Source organism: Sulfitobacter geojensis, assembly GCF_000622325.1.
In the GTDB taxonomy this organism is placed as follows: Bacteria; Pseudomonadota; Alphaproteobacteria; order Rhodobacterales; family Rhodobacteraceae; genus Sulfitobacter; species Sulfitobacter geojensis.
This window is the reverse complement of sequence record NZ_JASE01000005.1, coordinates 2,113,089-2,131,124: the sequence shown is the minus strand read 5'-3', so window position 1 is coordinate 2,131,124 and position 18,036 is coordinate 2,113,089. Positions and strand designations below refer to the sequence as shown.

General features: G+C 58.6%; 16 protein-coding genes. 9 read left to right on the top strand and 7 right to left on the bottom strand.

From position 1 onward, the window contains the following. Positions 1-12: 12 nt before the first annotated feature. Complete coding sequence (locus Z947_RS0112350; protein WP_025044609.1) at positions 13-537, bottom strand: hypothetical protein; 525 nt, start codon at positions 535-537, stop codon at positions 13-15. A 141-nt stretch (positions 538-678) separates the two neighbouring features. Then, on the bottom strand, positions 679-1,281 hold the full coding sequence (locus Z947_RS0112345; protein WP_037938887.1) for a lytic transglycosylase domain-containing protein: 603 nt from the start codon (positions 1,279-1,281) through the stop codon (positions 679-681). Between the two features lie 206 nt (positions 1,282-1,487). On the opposite strand from Z947_RS0112345, the gene Z947_RS0112340 reads away from it, so the two are divergent. Next, entirely contained in the window at positions 1,488-2,021 is a 534-nt protein-coding gene (locus Z947_RS0112340) for a single-stranded DNA-binding protein (RefSeq protein ID WP_025044607.1), read from the top strand. Between the two features lie 23 nt (positions 2,022-2,044). Continuing rightward, positions 2,045-2,455: a GNAT family N-acetyltransferase gene (locus tag Z947_RS0112335; protein WP_162171872.1), complete on the top strand. Its 411-nt coding sequence runs from the start codon at positions 2,045-2,047 to the stop codon at positions 2,453-2,455. A gap of 25 nt (positions 2,456-2,480) precedes the next feature. Here Z947_RS0112335 and aroB read toward each other — a convergent pair whose 3' ends face one another. Then, positions 2,481-3,593 (bottom strand): 3-dehydroquinate synthase, encoded by a 1,113-nt coding sequence (gene aroB / locus Z947_RS0112330; protein WP_025044605.1) that lies wholly within the window; start codon positions 3,591-3,593, stop codon positions 2,481-2,483. After that, positions 3,586-4,182, bottom strand: a complete 597-nt coding sequence (locus tag Z947_RS0112325; RefSeq protein ID WP_025044604.1) for a shikimate kinase — start codon at positions 4,180-4,182, stop codon at positions 3,586-3,588. Before Z947_RS0112325 ends, aroB begins: the two co-directional genes overlap by 8 nt. Before the next feature lie 80 nt (positions 4,183-4,262). Between Z947_RS0112325 and Z947_RS22225 the strand changes: the two genes are divergently transcribed. From Z947_RS22225 to Z947_RS0112310, 3 genes are read left to right on the top strand one after another with little or no spacing between them, the layout of a single operon-like run. Then, positions 4,263-4,412, top strand: coding sequence for a hypothetical protein (locus tag Z947_RS22225; protein WP_169737474.1), 150 nt, complete (start codon positions 4,263-4,265; stop codon positions 4,410-4,412). Continuing rightward, entirely contained in the window at positions 4,413-5,969 is a 1,557-nt protein-coding gene (locus tag Z947_RS0112315; RefSeq protein WP_025044603.1) for a hypothetical protein, read from the top strand. A gap of 3 nt (positions 5,970-5,972) precedes the next feature. After that, positions 5,973-6,947, top strand: a complete 975-nt coding sequence (locus tag Z947_RS0112310; RefSeq protein ID WP_025044602.1) for a site-specific tyrosine recombinase XerD — start codon at positions 5,973-5,975, stop codon at positions 6,945-6,947. Here the strand turns inward: Z947_RS0112310 and Z947_RS0112305 are convergent. After that, on the bottom strand, positions 6,884-7,711 hold the full coding sequence (locus tag Z947_RS0112305) for a metallophosphoesterase family protein (protein ID WP_052880615.1): 828 nt from the start codon (positions 7,709-7,711) through the stop codon (positions 6,884-6,886). The two genes, Z947_RS0112310 and Z947_RS0112305, sit on opposite strands and share 64 nt — an antisense overlap. 88 nt (positions 7,712-7,799) lie before the next feature. Here Z947_RS0112305 and Z947_RS0112300 point away from each other — a divergent pair, with 88 nt between their 5' ends. Together Z947_RS0112300 and Z947_RS0112295 are read left to right on the top strand one after the other, a co-directional pair. Continuing rightward, positions 7,800-9,122 (top strand): HlyC/CorC family transporter, encoded by a 1,323-nt coding sequence (locus tag Z947_RS0112300; RefSeq protein ID WP_025044600.1) that lies wholly within the window; start codon positions 7,800-7,802, stop codon positions 9,120-9,122. 200 nt (positions 9,123-9,322) lie between these two features. Then, positions 9,323-10,177 (top strand): hypothetical protein, encoded by an 855-nt coding sequence (locus Z947_RS0112295; protein ID WP_156026655.1) that lies wholly within the window; start codon positions 9,323-9,325, stop codon positions 10,175-10,177. Between the two features lie 21 nt (positions 10,178-10,198). On the opposite strand, the gene Z947_RS0112290 is transcribed toward Z947_RS0112295, so the two are convergent. Further along, positions 10,199-12,622, bottom strand: a complete 2,424-nt coding sequence (locus Z947_RS0112290) for a GcvT family protein (RefSeq protein WP_025044598.1) — start codon at positions 12,620-12,622, stop codon at positions 10,199-10,201. A gap of 154 nt (positions 12,623-12,776) precedes the next feature. Between Z947_RS0112290 and Z947_RS0112285 the strand changes: the two genes are divergently transcribed. Continuing rightward, complete coding sequence (locus tag Z947_RS0112285) at positions 12,777-15,194, top strand: GcvT family protein (protein WP_025044597.1); 2,418 nt, start codon at positions 12,777-12,779, stop codon at positions 15,192-15,194. A 55-nt stretch (positions 15,195-15,249) separates the two neighbouring features. After that, positions 15,250-15,870 (top strand): nucleotidyltransferase family protein, encoded by a 621-nt coding sequence (locus tag Z947_RS0112280; protein ID WP_025044596.1) that lies wholly within the window; start codon positions 15,250-15,252, stop codon positions 15,868-15,870. Between the two features lie 8 nt (positions 15,871-15,878). Here Z947_RS0112280 and Z947_RS0112275 read toward each other — a convergent pair whose 3' ends face one another. After that, complete coding sequence (locus Z947_RS0112275; RefSeq protein WP_025044595.1) at positions 15,879-17,759, bottom strand: Hint domain-containing protein; 1,881 nt, start codon at positions 17,757-17,759, stop codon at positions 15,879-15,881. Positions 17,760-18,036 lie beyond the last annotated feature (277 nt).

The window sequence follows — 18,036 nt, the reverse complement described above, 5'->3', positions numbered from 1 at the left end:
TAGTAGTACTGGTTAATTAGAAATTTTGCCGCCAGCTTCGTTGACGGTGCCGTATTGCTCGGCCACGTTCAGGGCGAAACCTTCGACCATCGCGTTGTAAAAATCCTCGGTTGAGGGCGCGATGCCGATATACCCTTCAGGCACGGCATTCAGGTCCGTCGCGGCCAAAATATTGACCTTGAAGCTTTGACCGCCTTCACCGGTGTTGGTGTCAATCGCTACGACACCTTCAAGCTGGTTGAATTCGGCGGAGTCAGGCAGCATCGTATCACCGTCAAGCGCGACTTTGCGCAGGTCGACGCGAATGATCGGATCGGCGGCATTGTTGCTACTCGGGATCAGTTTCGCGATGGCTACCTGTACGTCGGTTGCGATTTCGGGGAAATGCTCGGCTGCGTTGGAATCTTGTGCTGCATCATAAGATGTCGAAACACGGATTTCCGAAACGCCGTCCATGTCGGCGGCAAGGGCAGCACCCGTCAGGGCCATTACGCTTACTGTGGTCGCGAGGGTCAGCTTTTTCATCGTTACAAACATTTTGTCGTCCTTACTCATTTTCTTCCGGCGGTGCAGATGTTCTGCGGTGCGGTATGACGGAGTAACGGACAGCTAGCCCTAAAGGTTCCGAAAATTATCGGAGCCCGTTTCGAGGACATTCAATTTGTATGGGCCAGCGGGTCAGTTGCCGCCAATAATCCGCACGTAATTGCGGGTTTCTTTATACGGTGGGACGCCACCATATTTTTTGACCGCGCCGGGGCCCGCGTTATAAGCGGCCAGCGCCAGTTTCCATGACCCGAAGGTCTTGTACTGCTGTTTGAGATAACGCGCGCCACCCTCAAGGTTTTGTTTGGGGTCTGACGGGTCGACCCGCAACAGGCGTGCGGTGCCCGGCATCAATTGCGCCAACCCGATTGCTCCTGCATGGCTGACGGCGGCCGCGTTCCAGTTGCTTTCCTGCTGGACCAGCCGCAAGAACAGATCAACCGGCACCCCGTGACGGGATGCGGCGGATTTGGCCATGTTCAGAAACTGGCCTTTGTATTTGCCACGGTATTTCGGCACTGCCGCGACGTCCCATTTGGTCGGCGTGGTTACCGTTGGCGGCTTAAGCCGGACCGAGGCGGAGTATTGTTTGGATGCACGGTTGTCGAGCAGTTTGGATTGCGACTTGAAGATCGACGTGCGGTTCTTGGAAGACAGGACTTCGGCCTGCACAGCACCGCCTGCCAGCGCGATAGAAAGCGATGCGATCATCGCCAAAACACCCGAAAGTCGCATTGCAAAGATACCCGTACCCGTTTCCTCGCGCTGCTTATACCAGATATAGCTTTTGCCGCCAGTGTTAGATTGCCGCTGCCGTGGCAGCAACCTGCGCTAATCTGCATAAACCGATGGTCCGGCGCCGGTAGGGCGGATATAACACCCCGACACCTGACAGCTTGGCGGATTCGCAAAGCTTTACTTACAGACGGACGAGGGAAAACATGGCTGGCTCAGTAAACAAAGTGATCTTGATCGGCAATCTGGGGCGCGATCCCGAGGTGCGGTCGTTCCAGAATGGCGGCAAGGTCTGCAACCTGCGGATTGCCACCTCGGAAACGTGGAAAGACCGCAACACCGGTGAACGCCGCGAAAAGACCGAATGGCATTCAGTGGCGATCTTTCAGGAAGGTCTGGTGCGGATCGCAGAGCAATACCTGAAAAAGGGCTCGAAAGTTTACATTGAGGGCCAGTTGCAAACGCGCAAATGGCAGGACCAATCGGGCGCTGACAAATATTCGACCGAAGTGGTGTTGCAAGGGTTTGGCGGCACACTGACTATGCTTGACGGTCGCGACGGCGGCGGTGGTGGTGGCGGCGGTTATGGCGGCGGCCAAAGCGGCGGCGGCGGTGATTACGGCGGCGGTGGCGGCGGTTACGGTGGCGGCCAAGGCGGCGGTGGCGGTTATGACAGCGGCCCCTCTCAAGGTGGCGGCGGCGGTGGCTCCCGCGATCTGGACGACGAAATCCCGTTCTGATGGAAAACAGGGCTTTCCGGCGATTGACTCCTTCGGATGCGGATCAGGCCCTGATCCTTTACAATGAACTTACAGTAGGCCCGCCGGCGCAAAGCACGGCGGGTTTTTCCGTTGTGCTGGACCATCCCGGCACGCAGGTTTTCGGGGTGTTCGACGGGCGGGAGCTGGCGGCAATGGTGACACTGCACCTGCTGCCCAATGTTTTATGGGACGGGCGTCCCTACGGGTTGATCGAAAATGTGGTGACCCGCGCCAGCCACCAACGGCGCGGTTATGGCCGGTTGGTCATGCAGGGTGCCATTGATGCGGCTTGGGACGCTGACGCTTATAAGCTGATGCTGATGACGGGCACGGGGCGCGGCGCGACAGGGTTTTACGAAGCCCTTGGATTTTCATCAAAAGACAAATTCGCGATGGTGATGCGGCGCGACTGATGCGCGACGGCCGGCGGTTGCTTGCCTAGCGGTCTTTCAGCGCATCCTGCAATACGCCCAGAACCACATCGCGCGGCACATCGGAGGTGACAAAGGCCTGCCCGATTCCGCGCGCCAGAATAAAGCGCAACTGACCATCCACGACCTTTTTATCCTGTGACATCAAGGCCAGCAGCCCCTCGGAATCAGGCAGATCGCCGGCAATATCGGCAATGTCTGTTTTCATGCCCATGGTGCGCAGATGCGCGCGCACGCGGCTCGGCGTTTCCTGCGCACAAAGCCCCAACCGCGACGACAGTTCAAACGCCAGCGCACAGCCGATCGCCACACCTTCACCGTGCAACAAGCGATCCGAATAGCCCGTCGCCGTCTCAAGCGCGTGGCAGAATGTATGACCAAGGTTCAACAGGGCGCGGTCCCCCTGCTCCGTTTCGTCACGCACCACAATTTCGGCTTTCATTTCAACCGAGCGGCGCACGGCCTTGATCCGTGCGTCCATGTCACCGGCAGCCATCGCCGGGGCGTTCTTCTCAAGCCATTCGAAAAAAACCGCATCCCCGAGCATGCCGTATTTCACGACCTCGCCGTAACCGGCCAGAAAATCCCGCGCCGTAAGCGTGCCCAGCACAGCCGTATCCGCCAACACCAGACTGGGCTGGTGGAACGCGCCGATCAGGTTTTTGCCCTGCGTCGCATTGATCCCCGTTTTGCCCCCCACCGAACTGTCGACCTGCGCCAGCAACGACGTGGGGATCTGCACAAACCGCACCCCACGGCGCAGGATGGCCGCGGCAAATCCGACAAGATCACCAATCACGCCGCCGCCAAATGCAATCACCACATCGCTGCGCTCGACCTGTTGGGTCAGCAACCAATCGACACAATGCTCAAGCTGGGACCAGTTCTTGGTGGCTTCACCGGGCGGCAGACTAAGCGATTGCATCGCAATACCAGATCTCGCCAAGCCCGCCTTGAGGGTTTCGAGATGAAGCGCGCCAACATGATCATCAGTGATCACAGTCACCTTGGGCCGATGCAAGATCGGCCCGACATAGACATCGGCCTGCGCCAACAAATCAGGGCCAATGACAACATCATAGGCGCGGCCCGGCAAATCCACACGAACGGTTTCAACCATCAATACGCTCCAATACATCGGGCCGGTCGGCCAAAGCTTCGATCACGCGCAGGGCCATCGCGTCAATGCTAAGCGCCGGATCACAGGTCACGGCAATATCGGCTTGGCTGTAAAGTGGGACGCGCGCTTCGTACAACGCTCTCAGCGTCGCCTTCGGATCACGGGTCCGCAGCAAGGGGCGCGTGTCCTTGTGCCGTACGCGGTTCCACAACAGATCAAGTTCGGCGTTCAGCCAGACCGATACACCCCGCTTGGAAATCACCTCGCGGTTGCCCTGCGCCAGAAACGCACCGCCCCCTGTCGACAGGATGCAGCGCGCCGTGTCCAGCAGTCGCGCGATCACTTCGGATTCGCGTTTGCGAAAAAACGCCTCGCCGTCGCGGGTGAATATTTCAGGCACGCTCAGGTTCGCCGCCGCCTCGATCTCGGCGTCGCTGTCCAGAAACGGTGCCCCCAGTTTGGCAGCCACCGCACGGCCTACCGCCGTCTTGCCAGCCCCCATCATCCCCACCAAGACAATCGTCTTTTTCAGGATGAAACGGGCGGGTGCCCCACCGTCATCGGCTATGGTTTGCTCAATTCCGCTCATTTTTATCTGAATGACGTGATCTTGCCGAAAAGGCCATATATAGATTGCATAACTCAGGTTTAAAAAAACAGGCACTCAACATGGGCAAACTAATTAAGCTGCTGATTTTCCTTATCGTTGTGGGGTTTGCAGCACTTGTCGGCTTTGCCTATCTGGGACCGTTTTTCGGGGCGGAATTTGCTCCCGCACAGGTGGAAATCCGCCAACCCGTGACTCTGGGGGCTGATTAAGTGGCACCGACCGGCGCAGCGCAGTGGCGCACCCGGTTCACTTTTGGCGCCCTTGTCGCGCTGTTGGCATCGCCGCTCGCCGCACAGGCGCAAGGCCCATTGTCAGTCATTGACTGGCTGGGCACCCAAGCGCCCCCTGAACAAGCCCGCCCTGCCGCCAAGCCGGAAATCGATGAACCGGCCGTGGCGAAAAACGCACTTGCGCCCAGCGTCGCCGTGCAGCCCCTAACCCTTGGTGGCGCGCGTGAAATCGGGCTGGTCCCCACGCGGATCACCGGTTTGCCTGCGAACCTGTGGTCGGGCAGCGACATTGCCAAACTGCAAAGTAAAATCGACAAACTGCCTGACCTCAACCTGCCTGCCGCCCAAGCACTGCTTTATACTGTTTTGCTGAGCGAAGCGCAGGCACCGGGCAACAATCCAACGGCCGGTGACACGCTGGCGCTAGCGCGGGCGCAAAAGCTGATGCAGCGCGGCGCGCTGGATCCGGCTTTGTCCCTGATCGAACAGGCGGGCGTAACGACATCGCCGGCGCATTTTGATTTGTGGATGCAAATCAGCCTGTTAACGGGCACCGAAGACCGCGCGTGTGACCGGCTTGCCGCCGCGCCGCATCTGACACAAAATTACGGCACACGCATTTTCTGTGATGCGCGCGCGCGCCGATGGGATAACGCGGCGCTGACCCTTGGCACGGCCAAAGCGCTCAAGCTCCTGCCGGATGACCAGCTGGCCCTGCTGGAGCGGTTTCTGGACCCTGAAGGGTTTGAAGATATGCCGCCGCCCGTCTTGCCCCGCCAAATGGACCCGCTTACTTTCCGCCTTTTCGAAACCATCGGTGAACCCGTCAATACGGCCAACTTGCCCCGCGCCTACGCGGTGGCTGATCTGCGCGATGTCGCCGGTTGGAAAGCCCAGCTGGAAGCTGCCGAACGCCTGACCCGCGCCGGTGCTCTGCCTGACAACCGCTTGCTGGGGCTTTACTCGGAACGCAAGGCCGCCGCGTCAGGGGGGGTGTGGGACCGGGTCCTTGCCCTGCAGCGGTTTGAAACCGCTTTGTCCTCCGGTAGTGTGGATGCCGTCACTAAAACCCTGCCCACTGTCTGGCGCGCCATGCACGGTGCCGGCCTGGCGGTTGCTTTTAGCGAACTTTTTGCCGAACAGCTTTCGCGGTTTGCGCTTGACGGCAAGGCCGCGCGCATGGCCCGCGAGGTTATGTTACTGTCTCCAGCCTATGAAGCCACTGCCGCACAGGGGGATGGCGCTGATCTGGCCGCTCAAATTGCCATGGGCGAGGTGAAACCGGGCCGGCCTGCCGATATTATCCAAGGCGCGGTCTATGATGCCTTTGCCGGTGCAGCCCCGCGCGCCGATCTGTTGGCCATGGTGAAACAGGGACGTTTAGGCGAAAGCATCCTTGAAGTGCTGAGCCTGCTGCACACCGGCACCCGCGGCAATGACAAGGCGTTGCGCGACGCGCTCGCCACCTTGCGCGCGCTGGGCCTCGAAGACACCGCGCGACGTGCGGCGCTCCAGACCTTGCTGTTGGAGCAATAACAGATGCAAAGCGCGACATTTCACTGGATTTCCACCTTTCTTGAAGCGCAGGCAGCCGAATTGGGCGCCGCGACCAACACGCAGCTGGCCTATGGCCGCGACCTAAAGGATTTCGATACCTTTCTGGCTCGTAAATCGCTGGACTTTGCCAGTGCAAGCCGCGACGACGTGGAAAGCTATCTGGTTTTTTGCGACGCACAGGGGCTTGCCAAATCCACCCGCGCGCGGCGCTTGTCAGCGATCAAACAGCTTTATCGCTTTGCTTTTGAGGAAGGTTTACGCAGCGAAAACCCCGCCATCCAGATTTCCGGTCCCGGTCAGGACAAACGCCTGCCCAAAATTCTGACGGAGGAAGAGGTTGACCGCCTGCTGGACGCCGCCCGTGCGTCAGGGCGCAGCCCACGGGACCGCTTGCGCAACACCTGTCTGATGGAACTGCTTTACGCCACCGGTATGCGGGTGACCGAACTGGTCGGCCTGCCGATTTCGGCCACACGCGGCGATCCGCGCCTGTTGTTGATCATGGGCAAAGGCGGCAAGGAACGGATGGTGCCGCTGTCCCCCCCTGCCCGCATGGCCCTTGCCGCATGGCTGGTGGATCGTGATGTGCAGGACGAGGAGGACCGGCTGAAACGCAAACCCGCCTCGCGGTTCCTGTTTCCGTCACGGGGCAAGTCCGGTTACCTTACCCGCCACCGGTTTTATCTGTTGATCAAGGAATTTGCGGTTGCCGCCGGCGTCGATCCGGCCAAGGTCACGCCCCATACCCTGCGCCACGCATTTGCCACGCATCTGCTGGCCAACGGGGCCGATCTTCGGGCGATCCAGACAATGCTGGGCCACGCCGATATCGCCACCACCGAGATTTATACCCATGTGCTTGAGGAACGCCTGTCAGAACTGGTGCTGGAACGTCATCCTCTGGCCGAGGGCGGCACACGCAAATCTTCAGGCAACACGTCTTCGGACGGCCAATAGCCGCTGAGCAGACCGTCGCGATACCCCTGCGGCAGACCGGCCTGCGCCATATCGTCTGCGGCCCCTTGCGCGTCATAAGCTAGGTTTTCGATCCGAACCTCACCGCCTTGAAGCACTGCAAACCGTGTGTCCTGCTGCCCGTCATGGGGCGGCATCCCTATTACGCCGGCGTTGATCCAGCGCCCTTGTGGCGTGGGCGTGACAAAGGGCACACCGGCATGACCTGCAATGATGTGATCCACCGGTCCAATCGCCTGTTCGACGGCAGCCCATTCCTGCGCAAAAACCTCCGCCCCGCTTGTCGGCCAGATAAACCGCGCCACATCGGTCAAACCGCCGTGGATCACCGCATATCGCGCACCCTGATGTTGGAAACTGATCACATCCGGCAGGTCCGCCATCCACGCCTTATCTGCCACGTTCAAGACACCCGATGCAAACCCGTACCACCCCACGCTTAATAGATCGCAGGCGCTGCCATCTTCGAAACCGCAGCCGCAGTCCGCTGCGCCGGTGCCCAGCTGGATTTCACAATTGCCCGCCACGACCGCACAGCCCAAGGCACGCATCTGCGCCACGCTGCGCGCTGGCGCGCCGCAATAGGCCACCACATCACCGGTACAGATCATCTGGCCGCTTTGTACCCCGATATCCTGCGCTGCTCTGATCAATGCGGCCAAAGCTTGCGCATTGGAATAGGGCCCGCCGAACAGCACCAAAGGGCCGTCGAGAACACCCAAATCCAAATGTCTGATCCCCGCCATGATATGCCTCCGGTAAATGGCGCTCTTGAACGCAGCGCCCTGCGGCCCCATAACAGCCAAAGACCTTATCACATGGACATCATCACGAATGGAACCCTCTTCCGCGCTCCTTGAAACCACGCTGATTGACGGCGCATTCTGGTTCAGCGCCGGCGTCATCTTTTTGCTGTTGATCCTGTCTGGCTTTTTCTCGGGTTCCGAAACAGCGCTAACTGCCGCGTCGCGCGGCAAATTGCGCACACAGGCCGACAAGGGATCAAGAGGTGCCGAACGCGCCCTAAGGATCACAGAAGACAACGAACGCCTGATCGGGTCGGTGTTGTTGGGCAACAACCTTGTGAACATCCTTGCGACATCGCTGGCAACCACATTGTTCCTGCGCCTGTTCGGGGAAAGCGGCGTGGCCTATGCGACCCTTGCGATGACCCTTCTTGTGCTGGTCTTTGCCGAAGTCCTGCCGAAAACCTATGCGATTACCAATTCCGAACGGGCCGCTGCGCTGGTGTCTGGGCCGATTTCTATCGTGGTGCGCATCTTTTCCCCCATCGTGACCGCTGTGCGCCTTTTGGTGCGCGGTATTCTCAGCATCATGGGGGTTACGGTGGACCCTGACAGCAACATTCTGGCCGTACGCGAGGAAATCGTCGGGGCCTTGCAACTGGGCCACTCCGAAGGGGTGGTGGAAAAGGAAGACCGCGACCGCATCCTTGGCGCGCTTGATCTGGCGGAACGCGCGGTCGAAGAAATCATGCTGCACCGTTCCGGCATCGAGATGATCGACGCGGATGCCGATCCTTCCGATATTCTGGATCAATGCCTGCAATCCAACCACACCCGTCTGCCGGTGTTTCGCGACGACCCAGAAAACATCATCGGGGTGATCCATGCCAAAGACCTGTTGCGCGCCATGTATAAACTTATTGGCGGGCCGGACGGCGACGCCTCTGCGCTCAAGAAGTTCGATGTTTCTTCTGTGGCGATGAAACCCTATTTCGTGCCGGATACATCGACCCTGGATGAACAGATGCGCCAGTTCCTGCGCCGGCGCACGCATTTTGCGCTGGTGGTGGATGAATACGGATCGCTTCAGGGATTGATTACGCTTGAAGACATCCTTGAAGAAATTGTCGGCGAGATCACCGATGAGTTCGATCCCGACGCTGACCAGCAACTGTCGCCCGGCGAAGACGGTCATTATTACGTGGACGGTGCCATGACGATCCGCGATTTGAACCGTGCGACGGATTGGTCCCTGCCCGATGAAGAAGCCAACACCTTAGCAGGCCTTGTCATTCACGAAGCCCAAATGATCCCGACAGCCGGCCAGGTCTTTAGCTTTCATGGCTTCCGTTTCGAGGTCACTGCGCGCGATGGCAACCGGATCACACAGCTGAAAATCCGTCCGCTTTAAACTGCGCCGTCGCGTCAGGGGCACCATCCGTAACCCACCGTTAAGGTTCATCAAGCATACCTGCCTAAAGCCGCATTTTCGACGGTCCCAAGGTGTGTATGTGCAGGTTTCGAACCTTAACAGCTGTATGTTTGCTCTGGCTCTGCTCCGGTATTGCCGCTCTCGCTGATTGTGATCGCCTCTTGTCTGTGGTGGAGCTTGTGCAACACGGCTTTGCCAATGGCACGCAGGCAGACAAACCCACCCTTATTCAGATTAATAACTTGATCAGTGAACTGGATAACGATGCGCTGCTTGCCGTGTTGCGCCAGTCCGGTCAGGGCAATAAATTTGGGTCGTTGCGGCATTTCCTGACTGTGATGAAGTTCATTACGCACCGTCCTGAAATGCCCGGCACTCTTCCGCTGACATTCTCTGATGATCTCGCACAAGCCTCCAGCATCGTTTCAAAAGTTTGCAGCGACAGGTCTTCATTGGCAGTGATTGGTGGCGGACAACAGGGGGGCGGGCAATCGACGCTCGGCACCCGGTCAGGATCTTGGCAGCAGCGCTCAGGCTGGATCAGGGACATCAACGCAGAAATTGAAAGACACCGTGATCAGTTGCGGGTGTTAGGCTATGTTGTGATCTGGCTTGTTCTCGCGCTGTTATTCGCCGTCGCGGGGCATTACACGGTGATGGCACTGCGGATCGTGTATCGCGGGCGGTCGGTCTGTGACGTTCCCGTGACGCTGGATGTCATGGGAGATCGGTTTGACGGGCGCATCACAGTCATTGGCAAACTCGGGTGTCAGGTGTTCCTCAGCCCCATTTATGACGCTCAGGATTTACCGGACATCTCGCGCGGCACCTATCTGAATGTCGTGATCGACGGCCAGACCCAGAACGCGAAAACACTCATGGAATCCACCGATGTTTACCGCCTGTTGTTTTCAACCCCGCTCACGCGCAAAAAGCTGAAACAGATACTGGCAACCTCGATTGGACCGGTCCGATATGATCTGAAGTTGTTGAACCTGAAGATGCTGGATGGCTATTATGTCGGGACCGGTTAGGTGCCAAATCCGTGAGCGCGGTTAACCACGCAATTTGATACCTTCTGGGTCGAACGGCGGTTCAGCAAGAACGGTTGCCCGATGGGCCCGTCCCAACAGCATAACATCCACGCTATCCCCCGCCTGCACATTTTTAACAAAAGCCAGGGCCAGCGACTGCCCCACCGCATATCCGTAAGCCCCTGAAGTCACACGCCCAATGCCGGCACCATCTTTGAAAACCGGTTCTCCGCCTGAGGCATCCGCGTTGCTGGCATCGGTTTGTGCCGCGTCCAACGCCAACACCACAAGATGCTCCCGCGCAGGTTTCGCCAGCGTTTCCGCAACGGCTGCCTTGTTGAGGAAATCCTTGTCCATCTTGCACAACCGGTCCAACCCGACCTCTTGCGGCCAGTATTCGGGCGAATATTCACGGCTCCATGAACCGTACCCTTTTTCGATCCGCAGCGACATCAGTGCGCGCGATCCGACGGGTCCAGCACCGAAAGGCCCAGCTTGCGCGATAAGTGCTGAAAAAAGCTGCGCCTGATCTTCGACCGCACAGTGTAATTCCCACCCAAGATCGCCAGTGAAACTGACCCGTAAGGCCAGACACCGCACGCCTGCCAACTCGATCCAGCCAGATCGCATAAAGCCAAAGTCAGCAGTCGCCAGCGAGGTATTTGTCATCCGTTGCAACAACTCGCGCGATTTTGGTCCCGCAACGTTAAACCCGCACATCGTCTCGGTCCGGCTTTCAAAAAGGGTTCCCTCAGGCAACGGCACTTGGCTAAAAAACCGCTGGTGATAACGCTCTGCCATGCCGGAGCCAATGACCCAGAATTCTTCTTCGCCGGTACGCGTGACCGTGAAATCCCCGGCAATCCCGCCGCGCGTGCCGATTAACGGCGTCAAACACGACCGGCCAACAACTTTCGGCATTCTGTTGGCAAACACTGCGTTTAGCCACCCTTCGGCACCCGCCCCCGCACAGCGGTATTTTGCAAAGTTGGAGATGTCGATAATCCCTGCGTGTTCGCGCAACATGCGACATTCGCGGCCCACCTGATCCCACCACCCTTGGCGGGTGAATCCTTCGGTAACATCTTGCGAACCGGGGGGTTGGCCGTAATACAGTGGATGTTCCCAGCCGTAGTTCAGGCCGAAAACCGCGCCCAGATCGCGCTGGGCGTCATAGGCCGGGCGTTTGCGCATCGGCCTGCCTGCGCTGCGTTCTTCGTTCGGAAAATGGATCTTGAACCGGTTGGCATATTGATCGCCCACCCGCGCCTTGGTGAACGCCGCATCCGCCCAATCCCCGAACCGCGCCACGTCCCATGCAAACATATCATAGCGGCTTTCGCCGGTCACAATCCAGTCCGCAGCAAGCAACCCCATACCGCCAGATTGCGAGAATCCCGGAATAATACCGTTACAACAGAAGTAATTGGACAGCTCCGGCAGCGGACCAAACAACACGTTACTGTCAGGGGACCAAATCATCGGCCCGTTGATCACCCGCTTGATCCCAGCTGTCCCAACCGCCGGCACACGTTCGATGGCGCGCATCATGTTATCTTCGATCCGCTCCAGATCATCCGCGAACAATTCATGTCCAAACCCCTGCGGCGTGCCGCCTTCGGCCCAGAACCGCATGTCTTTTTCATAGGCTCCGACGAGCAATCCCTTGCCTTCCTGACGCAGGTAATATTCGCCATCCCGATCCGCCACCGAGGGCAACCGCCGGTCCAACCCGTCAATTTCCGCAATGGTTTCGGTCACAAAATACTGATGTTCTGTCGGCTGTAGCGGCAGGGTCACCCCTGCCAGTGCCGCCACTTCGCGCCCCCACAGACCGGCAGCATTCACGATCCACTGGGTCGCGATATCCCCTTTTTGGGTGCGCACGATCCAGCTGCCATCGGCCTGTTGTTCGGTCCCTGTCACCGGACAGAACCGGATGATCTCTGCCCCGTTCTGGCGTGCGCCCGCTGCATAGGCATTGGTCACACCAGAGGGGTCAACATTGCCGCCGTTCTCTTCAAACATGATGCACCGGATGCCGTCATAGTTGACCAACGGGTGCAGCGCCTCTGCCTCTTCACGCGATACTTCACGAAACGGCATGTCGTAATATTTCGCCTTTGCGGCCTGCAATCGCAGTTGGTGTTCGCGCGCCTCGGTCTGGGCCAGATACAGGCTGCCGGGCTGGAACACGCCGCAGGACTGGCCTGTCTCGGCCTCAAGCCTATTATACAAATCCATCGTGTAATTCTGGATGCGGGTGATGTTGTTATTGTCATGCAGCCCGTGAATATTGGCCGCCGCATGCCAGGTTGACCCGCTGGTCAACTCGTCGCGCTCCAGCAGGACCACATCGCGCCAGCCCAATTTGGTAAGGTGGTACAGGATCGAACAGCCGATCACGCCGCCTCCGATCACGACAGCTTGGGCATGGGTGCGCATGGTGCAGGGTCCTGACATTTCGATTGCTTGCCCCACCATTTGACCCCAGCCATTTTCATCCGATTGCCGGTTCACGACATCTTCTGTCGGAAAACTACATGCGACCGTCTTCGCCAGCTTTCACGCTTGGTCCGAACAACATCGGAGTCCCGACATGCAAACATCCACCCGCGTTCTGATCATTGGCGGCGGCGTCGTCGGCGCTTCGGTTTTGTATCACCTGACCAAACTGGGCTGGTCGGATGTGATGTTGGTTGAACGTTCCGAGTTGACTTCGGGGTCGACATGGCATGCGGCGGGCGGGTTTCACACCTTGAACGGCGACACCAATATGGCGGCACTTCAGGGCTATACCATTCGTCTTTACAAGGAGTTAGAAGAAATCACCGGCATGTCCTGCGGGTTGCATCACGTAGGCGGTGTAACCTTGGCTGATAATCAGGACCGGTTCGACATGCTACTGGCGGAACGTGCCAAACACCGGTTTATGGGGTTGGACACGGAAATTGTCAGCCCCGAAGAGATCAGGAAAATCGCCCCCGTCACAAACATCGACGGCATCATCGGCGGGCTTTATGATCCGCTTGACGGGCATCTTGATCCCTCCGGCACCACCCATGCCTATGCCCGCGCGGCCAAAATGGGCGGCGCGACCATCGAAACCCACTGCATGGTGCAAGAGACGAACCAGCGCGCGGATGGCACGTGGGATGTGATCACCGACAAGGGCAATATCCACGCGGAACATATCGTAAATGCCGGTGGCTTGTGGGCGCGTGAAGTTGGCGCGATGGCCGGCGTTTATTTCCCGCTACATCCGATGGAACATCAGTATCTGGTAACCGAAGACGTGCCGATGATCGTCGAGATGATGAAAGACGGCATCGAGCATCCCCATGTGATGGACCCTGCGGGGGAATCCTACCTGCGCCAGGAGGGCAAGGGGCTATGTATCGGTTTTTACGAACAAACCTGTCGCCCTTGGGCGGTTGATGGCACGTCCTGGTCCTTTGGTCAGGACCTTCTGCAAGATGATTTTGACAAGATCGAGGACAGCATCGCCTTTGCCTACAAACGCTTTCCCGATCTGGAACGCGCGGGGGTAAAAAATGTGATCCACGGGCCATTCACCTTTGCACCCGATGGCAATCCGCTTGTTGGTCCTGTGCCGGGCATGCGCAATTATTGGTCCGCGTGCGGCGTGATGGCCGGTTTCTCCCAAGGCGGCGGCGTCGGCCTGACCCTTGCGCAATGGATGATCGAGGGCGAACCGGAGCGCGACGTTATGGCGATGGATGTGGCGCGTTTCGGTGATTGGATCACACCGGGGTATACGCTGCCAAAGGTGATCGAGAATTACCAAAAACGGTTTTCAGTCTCCTACCCTAACGAAGAACTGCCCGCTGCGCGGCCCCATCGCACAACGCCGATGTACGATATTTTCACGGATCTCGGTGCGGTTTGGGGCCAGCAATTCGGCCTTGAAGTTGCGAATTACTTTGCCACGGGGGACGAGCCCACATTTGAAACGCCATCGTTCCGGCGCTCGGATGCCTTTGACGCGACCGACCGCGAGGTCAAAGCGGTGCGCAATGGCGTCGGCATCAACGAAGTGCAGAACTTTGGCAAATTTCTGGTGAAGGGCCCCAATGCCCGCAGCTGGCTCGACCGGATCATGGCAGGGCGTGTGCCCGCAAAGGGGCGGCTGTCGCTGACGCCGATGCTGTCTGAAATGGGCAAGCTGATTGGTGATTTCACCATATCCTGTCTGGCCGAGGACCTGTTCCAGTTGACCGCATCCTATGGATCGCAGTCCTATCATTTCCGCTGGTTTCTCAGCCACTTGGAAGAGGGTGTTGAAGTCGAAAACATCTCTGACCGGCGGACGGGATTTCAAATTGCGGGGCCCAAAGCCCGCGACGTCCTACAAGCCTGCACCCGCACAGACGTCACCGACATGAAGTTCCTTGATGTTTGGGAAATGACGGTTGGTCAAAGCAGCTGCATCGTGCAACGCGTCAGCTATACGGGCGATCTGGGGTTTGAGATTTATTGCGATCCGATGGACCAGCGCAGCCTTTGGGGTCACCTTTGGGCTGCGGGACAGCCCCACGGGATCACCCCTTTCGGGATGCGCGCGATGATGTCGTTGCGGCTCGACAAGTTCTTTGGGTCGTGGATGGCCGAATTTTCACCGGATTATACCGCGGCGGAAACGGGATTGGACCGGTTTATCAGCTTCAAGAAAAATACCGCGTTCATCGGACGCGCAGCCGCTGAAGCCGAACGCGCGACGCCGCCCGAACGGCAGTTGGTATCCTTCAAGGTCGCAGCGCAGGATGCTGATGTGCAAGGCTACGAACCGATCTGGCTGGAGGGAGCCGTGGTCGGGTTTTGCACCTCGGGCGGGTATTCGCACTTCTCGGGCACCTCGGTGGCGCTGGGGTTTGTGCCCCGCGGGCGGGCAGTCGAGGGGCTGGAAGTCGAGATCGAGATCCTCGGCCAGATGCGCCCTGCAACGTTGATCACGACACCCCTGTTTGACCCTGAGGGAACAGCGATGCGCGGCTGAAAATGATCCGTTTCACGGTATTACCTTCGGCACGCGCAGCGCCTAGACTGTCCGCATGACTTGCCATCACCTGCCCATCATCATCCTTGCCGCCGGTGCGTCCAGCCGGATGCGCGGGCGTGACAAACTGCTGGAAATTGTGGAAGGCGCGCCGTTGCTGCGACAACAGGCGTTAAAGGCGCGTGCTGCCACGACGGGTCCGGTACTGATCGCCCTGCCCGACTTTCCGCATCCCAGATATCAGGCGCTGGATGGTTTGGAAGTGCTGCTATTTGCAGTGCCCGATGCGGATGAGGGCATGAACGCCAGCCTGCGCCGCGCCTTTGCGGCCCTGCCAGCGGAAGCACCTTGTGCCATGGTATTGCTGGGCGATTTACCAGATGTGACAGCCGATGATCTGGCGAAAGTGGCCGGTGCCGTCGATCTTGACAGCGACCAGTTGATCTGGCGCGGGGCTACGCAAGACGGTGCACCGGGCCACCCGATCGTCTTTCACGCCGCGCTGTTTGACGCTTTTGCAACGCTCATCGGAGATAGCGGCGGACGCGAAGTGGTCACGCAAGCCAAGGGACGTGTGACCTTGGTACCTTTGCAAGGATCGCGCGCGCGCCGTGATTTAGATACGCCGGAAGAGTGGGCCGAATGGCGCAAGGAGCAGATGAGCTCCCCCTCCTAGCGCCCTGATTAGTTTGGCTTTTCCAGCATCAGCAAATGCGCCTCATGTGCCTTCAGCAAACGGCGCGCAGCTTCGTAGTTCCGCAATCCCCGCATGTCGACCAACTCGGGGAAGAGATCCAGAATTTCCTGCTTCTGGTCGCTTTTGATCCCTGCCATGGCCTGCTGACCGGGCAAAAAGCTTTCGGCCCACGTGCCATCGGCCAAAACCACCTCATGCGCGTCGAACATCATATGGATGTAGCTGACCTTGCTGACGGGCGCAGTTTCCACACCGTCAAGGCTGACCAGATGCTTCGCGGCCACCAGTACTTCGCTTTCGCCGAACATCACTTCGGCCAGTTCCGATGTGATCAACATCCGGTGGTTCGGGCTGACCATCATATCGCGTTGCGGCACCCCATCGCCCAAGGCACCAGCGCGGATCAGGATCGGGAAATACTGCGGCATCTGGTTGAGTTCGTGGCGATTCAGATTGCGCCGGCCAATCCAGCGCAATTCTTGCGGGCCATTGTCGCGGGTAAAGACCCGATCGCCAACCTTGAGTTGCTGCACAGGCTTTTCGCCGCGCTTCGTCGCAATCAAGGTACCGGGTGTGAAGCAGATGATGACCTCTTCGATTTCGGCATAGTTTGTGCGGCCAATGACATTGCCACCGCCGTCCAGAAATTCGATCCGGCCCTCTTCGGGCAGCCCCCGGATCAACCGGTAGGTCGAGCGGTCAATGCCCGTCAGATCAATGCGATCCACGTCCAAACCATCGGCATCTTCACCACCCAGAATTTGATGGTTACCGGCCCCATCGAATGTGAACAAATCGCTGTCATTGCCGCCGCGCACTTGATCGCCGCCAAGACCGGACACGATGGTGTCCTCGCCATCGCCCCCCAAAAGCGTGTCGTCGCCTGCGCCACCGTTCATCACATCATTGCCGGCACCGCCAAGCAGGGCATCCTGCCCCTGTCCCCCCAAAAGCGTATCGTCGCCTTCGCCGCCTTCGATGCTGTCATCCCCGTCTTCGCCAAGTAGGCTGTCGTCCCCGCCCTGACCAAAGATCACGTCCTGACCGGAGCCACCGAGAATGGTGTCATTGCCCGCTTCGATCGGGGTCACAACGGCGTCGTCGATCAAATCACCGGACAGGGTAAAACCCGACGGTGTAGATCGGGTTTCAAGCTCAAATTCGATGAATTCGCGGTTCTCGAATTGGGCAGAGAACCAGGCATCCTGATCGGCAGGCGAATTGCCTTCGGTGCCAGCTGCATTCGCCACGCCGCCGCCCTGTGTAACGTTCAATGACGTGTCTGCCGATGTGGCAAACGCGGTAAAGCTATCGGCATCCACGGTGACGGATTCCTGATCACCGACGCTGTTACGGTCCAGATCGTTGAAAGTAGCGGTGGAATTCAGGGCAACAGGATCACCGGTGACAGGGTCGAAAAACTCTAACCGGAAACGCGCGGTTTCGCCGACATAGCTGCGCGAGGCCCCGCGCCCGCTGTTCATCAGGATCTCAAAACCGTCGCCGCCGGTCAGATCAATCGGCATGTTTTCATCCGAAGTACTCACCAGTACCAGACGTCCCCAAACCGACGTGCCGTCCTCCAGCATTGCAACGTCACGGTAGACTGCGGAATCGCCGGGGTCTGCGCTGTTGCCTGTGTTGGCCTGACGGCTGTCATAGTCCAGTGTCACCGCGGAGGCGTCATTGCCCGGTGCCGTCCCAACGCCGGCATCGCCATAAAGCGTATCGTCGCCGCCCCCGCCCGAGACAAGATCATCGCCGCCTTCACCCGAAACAAGATCCTGACCACCGCCCGCGGTAATCTGGTCATCCTCAAAGGTGCCTTGCAGCGTGTCGTTATTTGACGTCCCGTTGATAATGGCCATGGCAGTAGCCCCCTTTTTCAGACGTGAGATTGCTCAGCTGCCAAAGCGGTCAGCGAAACAATTAACCAAGTTTTAGCCATGATTTCGTCAGAGTTTAAGGGGGAAATCCGTTTTGAAAGTCGCATTCGACGGATACTTAGACACAGAAATGTGAAACGCCGCGAAATTGTGCGCGCCTTAGAAACAGTGATCAGGCGCGGGGAAATTTTGGTTTTGTAAACGCAAATGAGCGGGGCAGTTTCCCGCCCCGCTCTGGTTGCTTGTCTAGGGTGATACG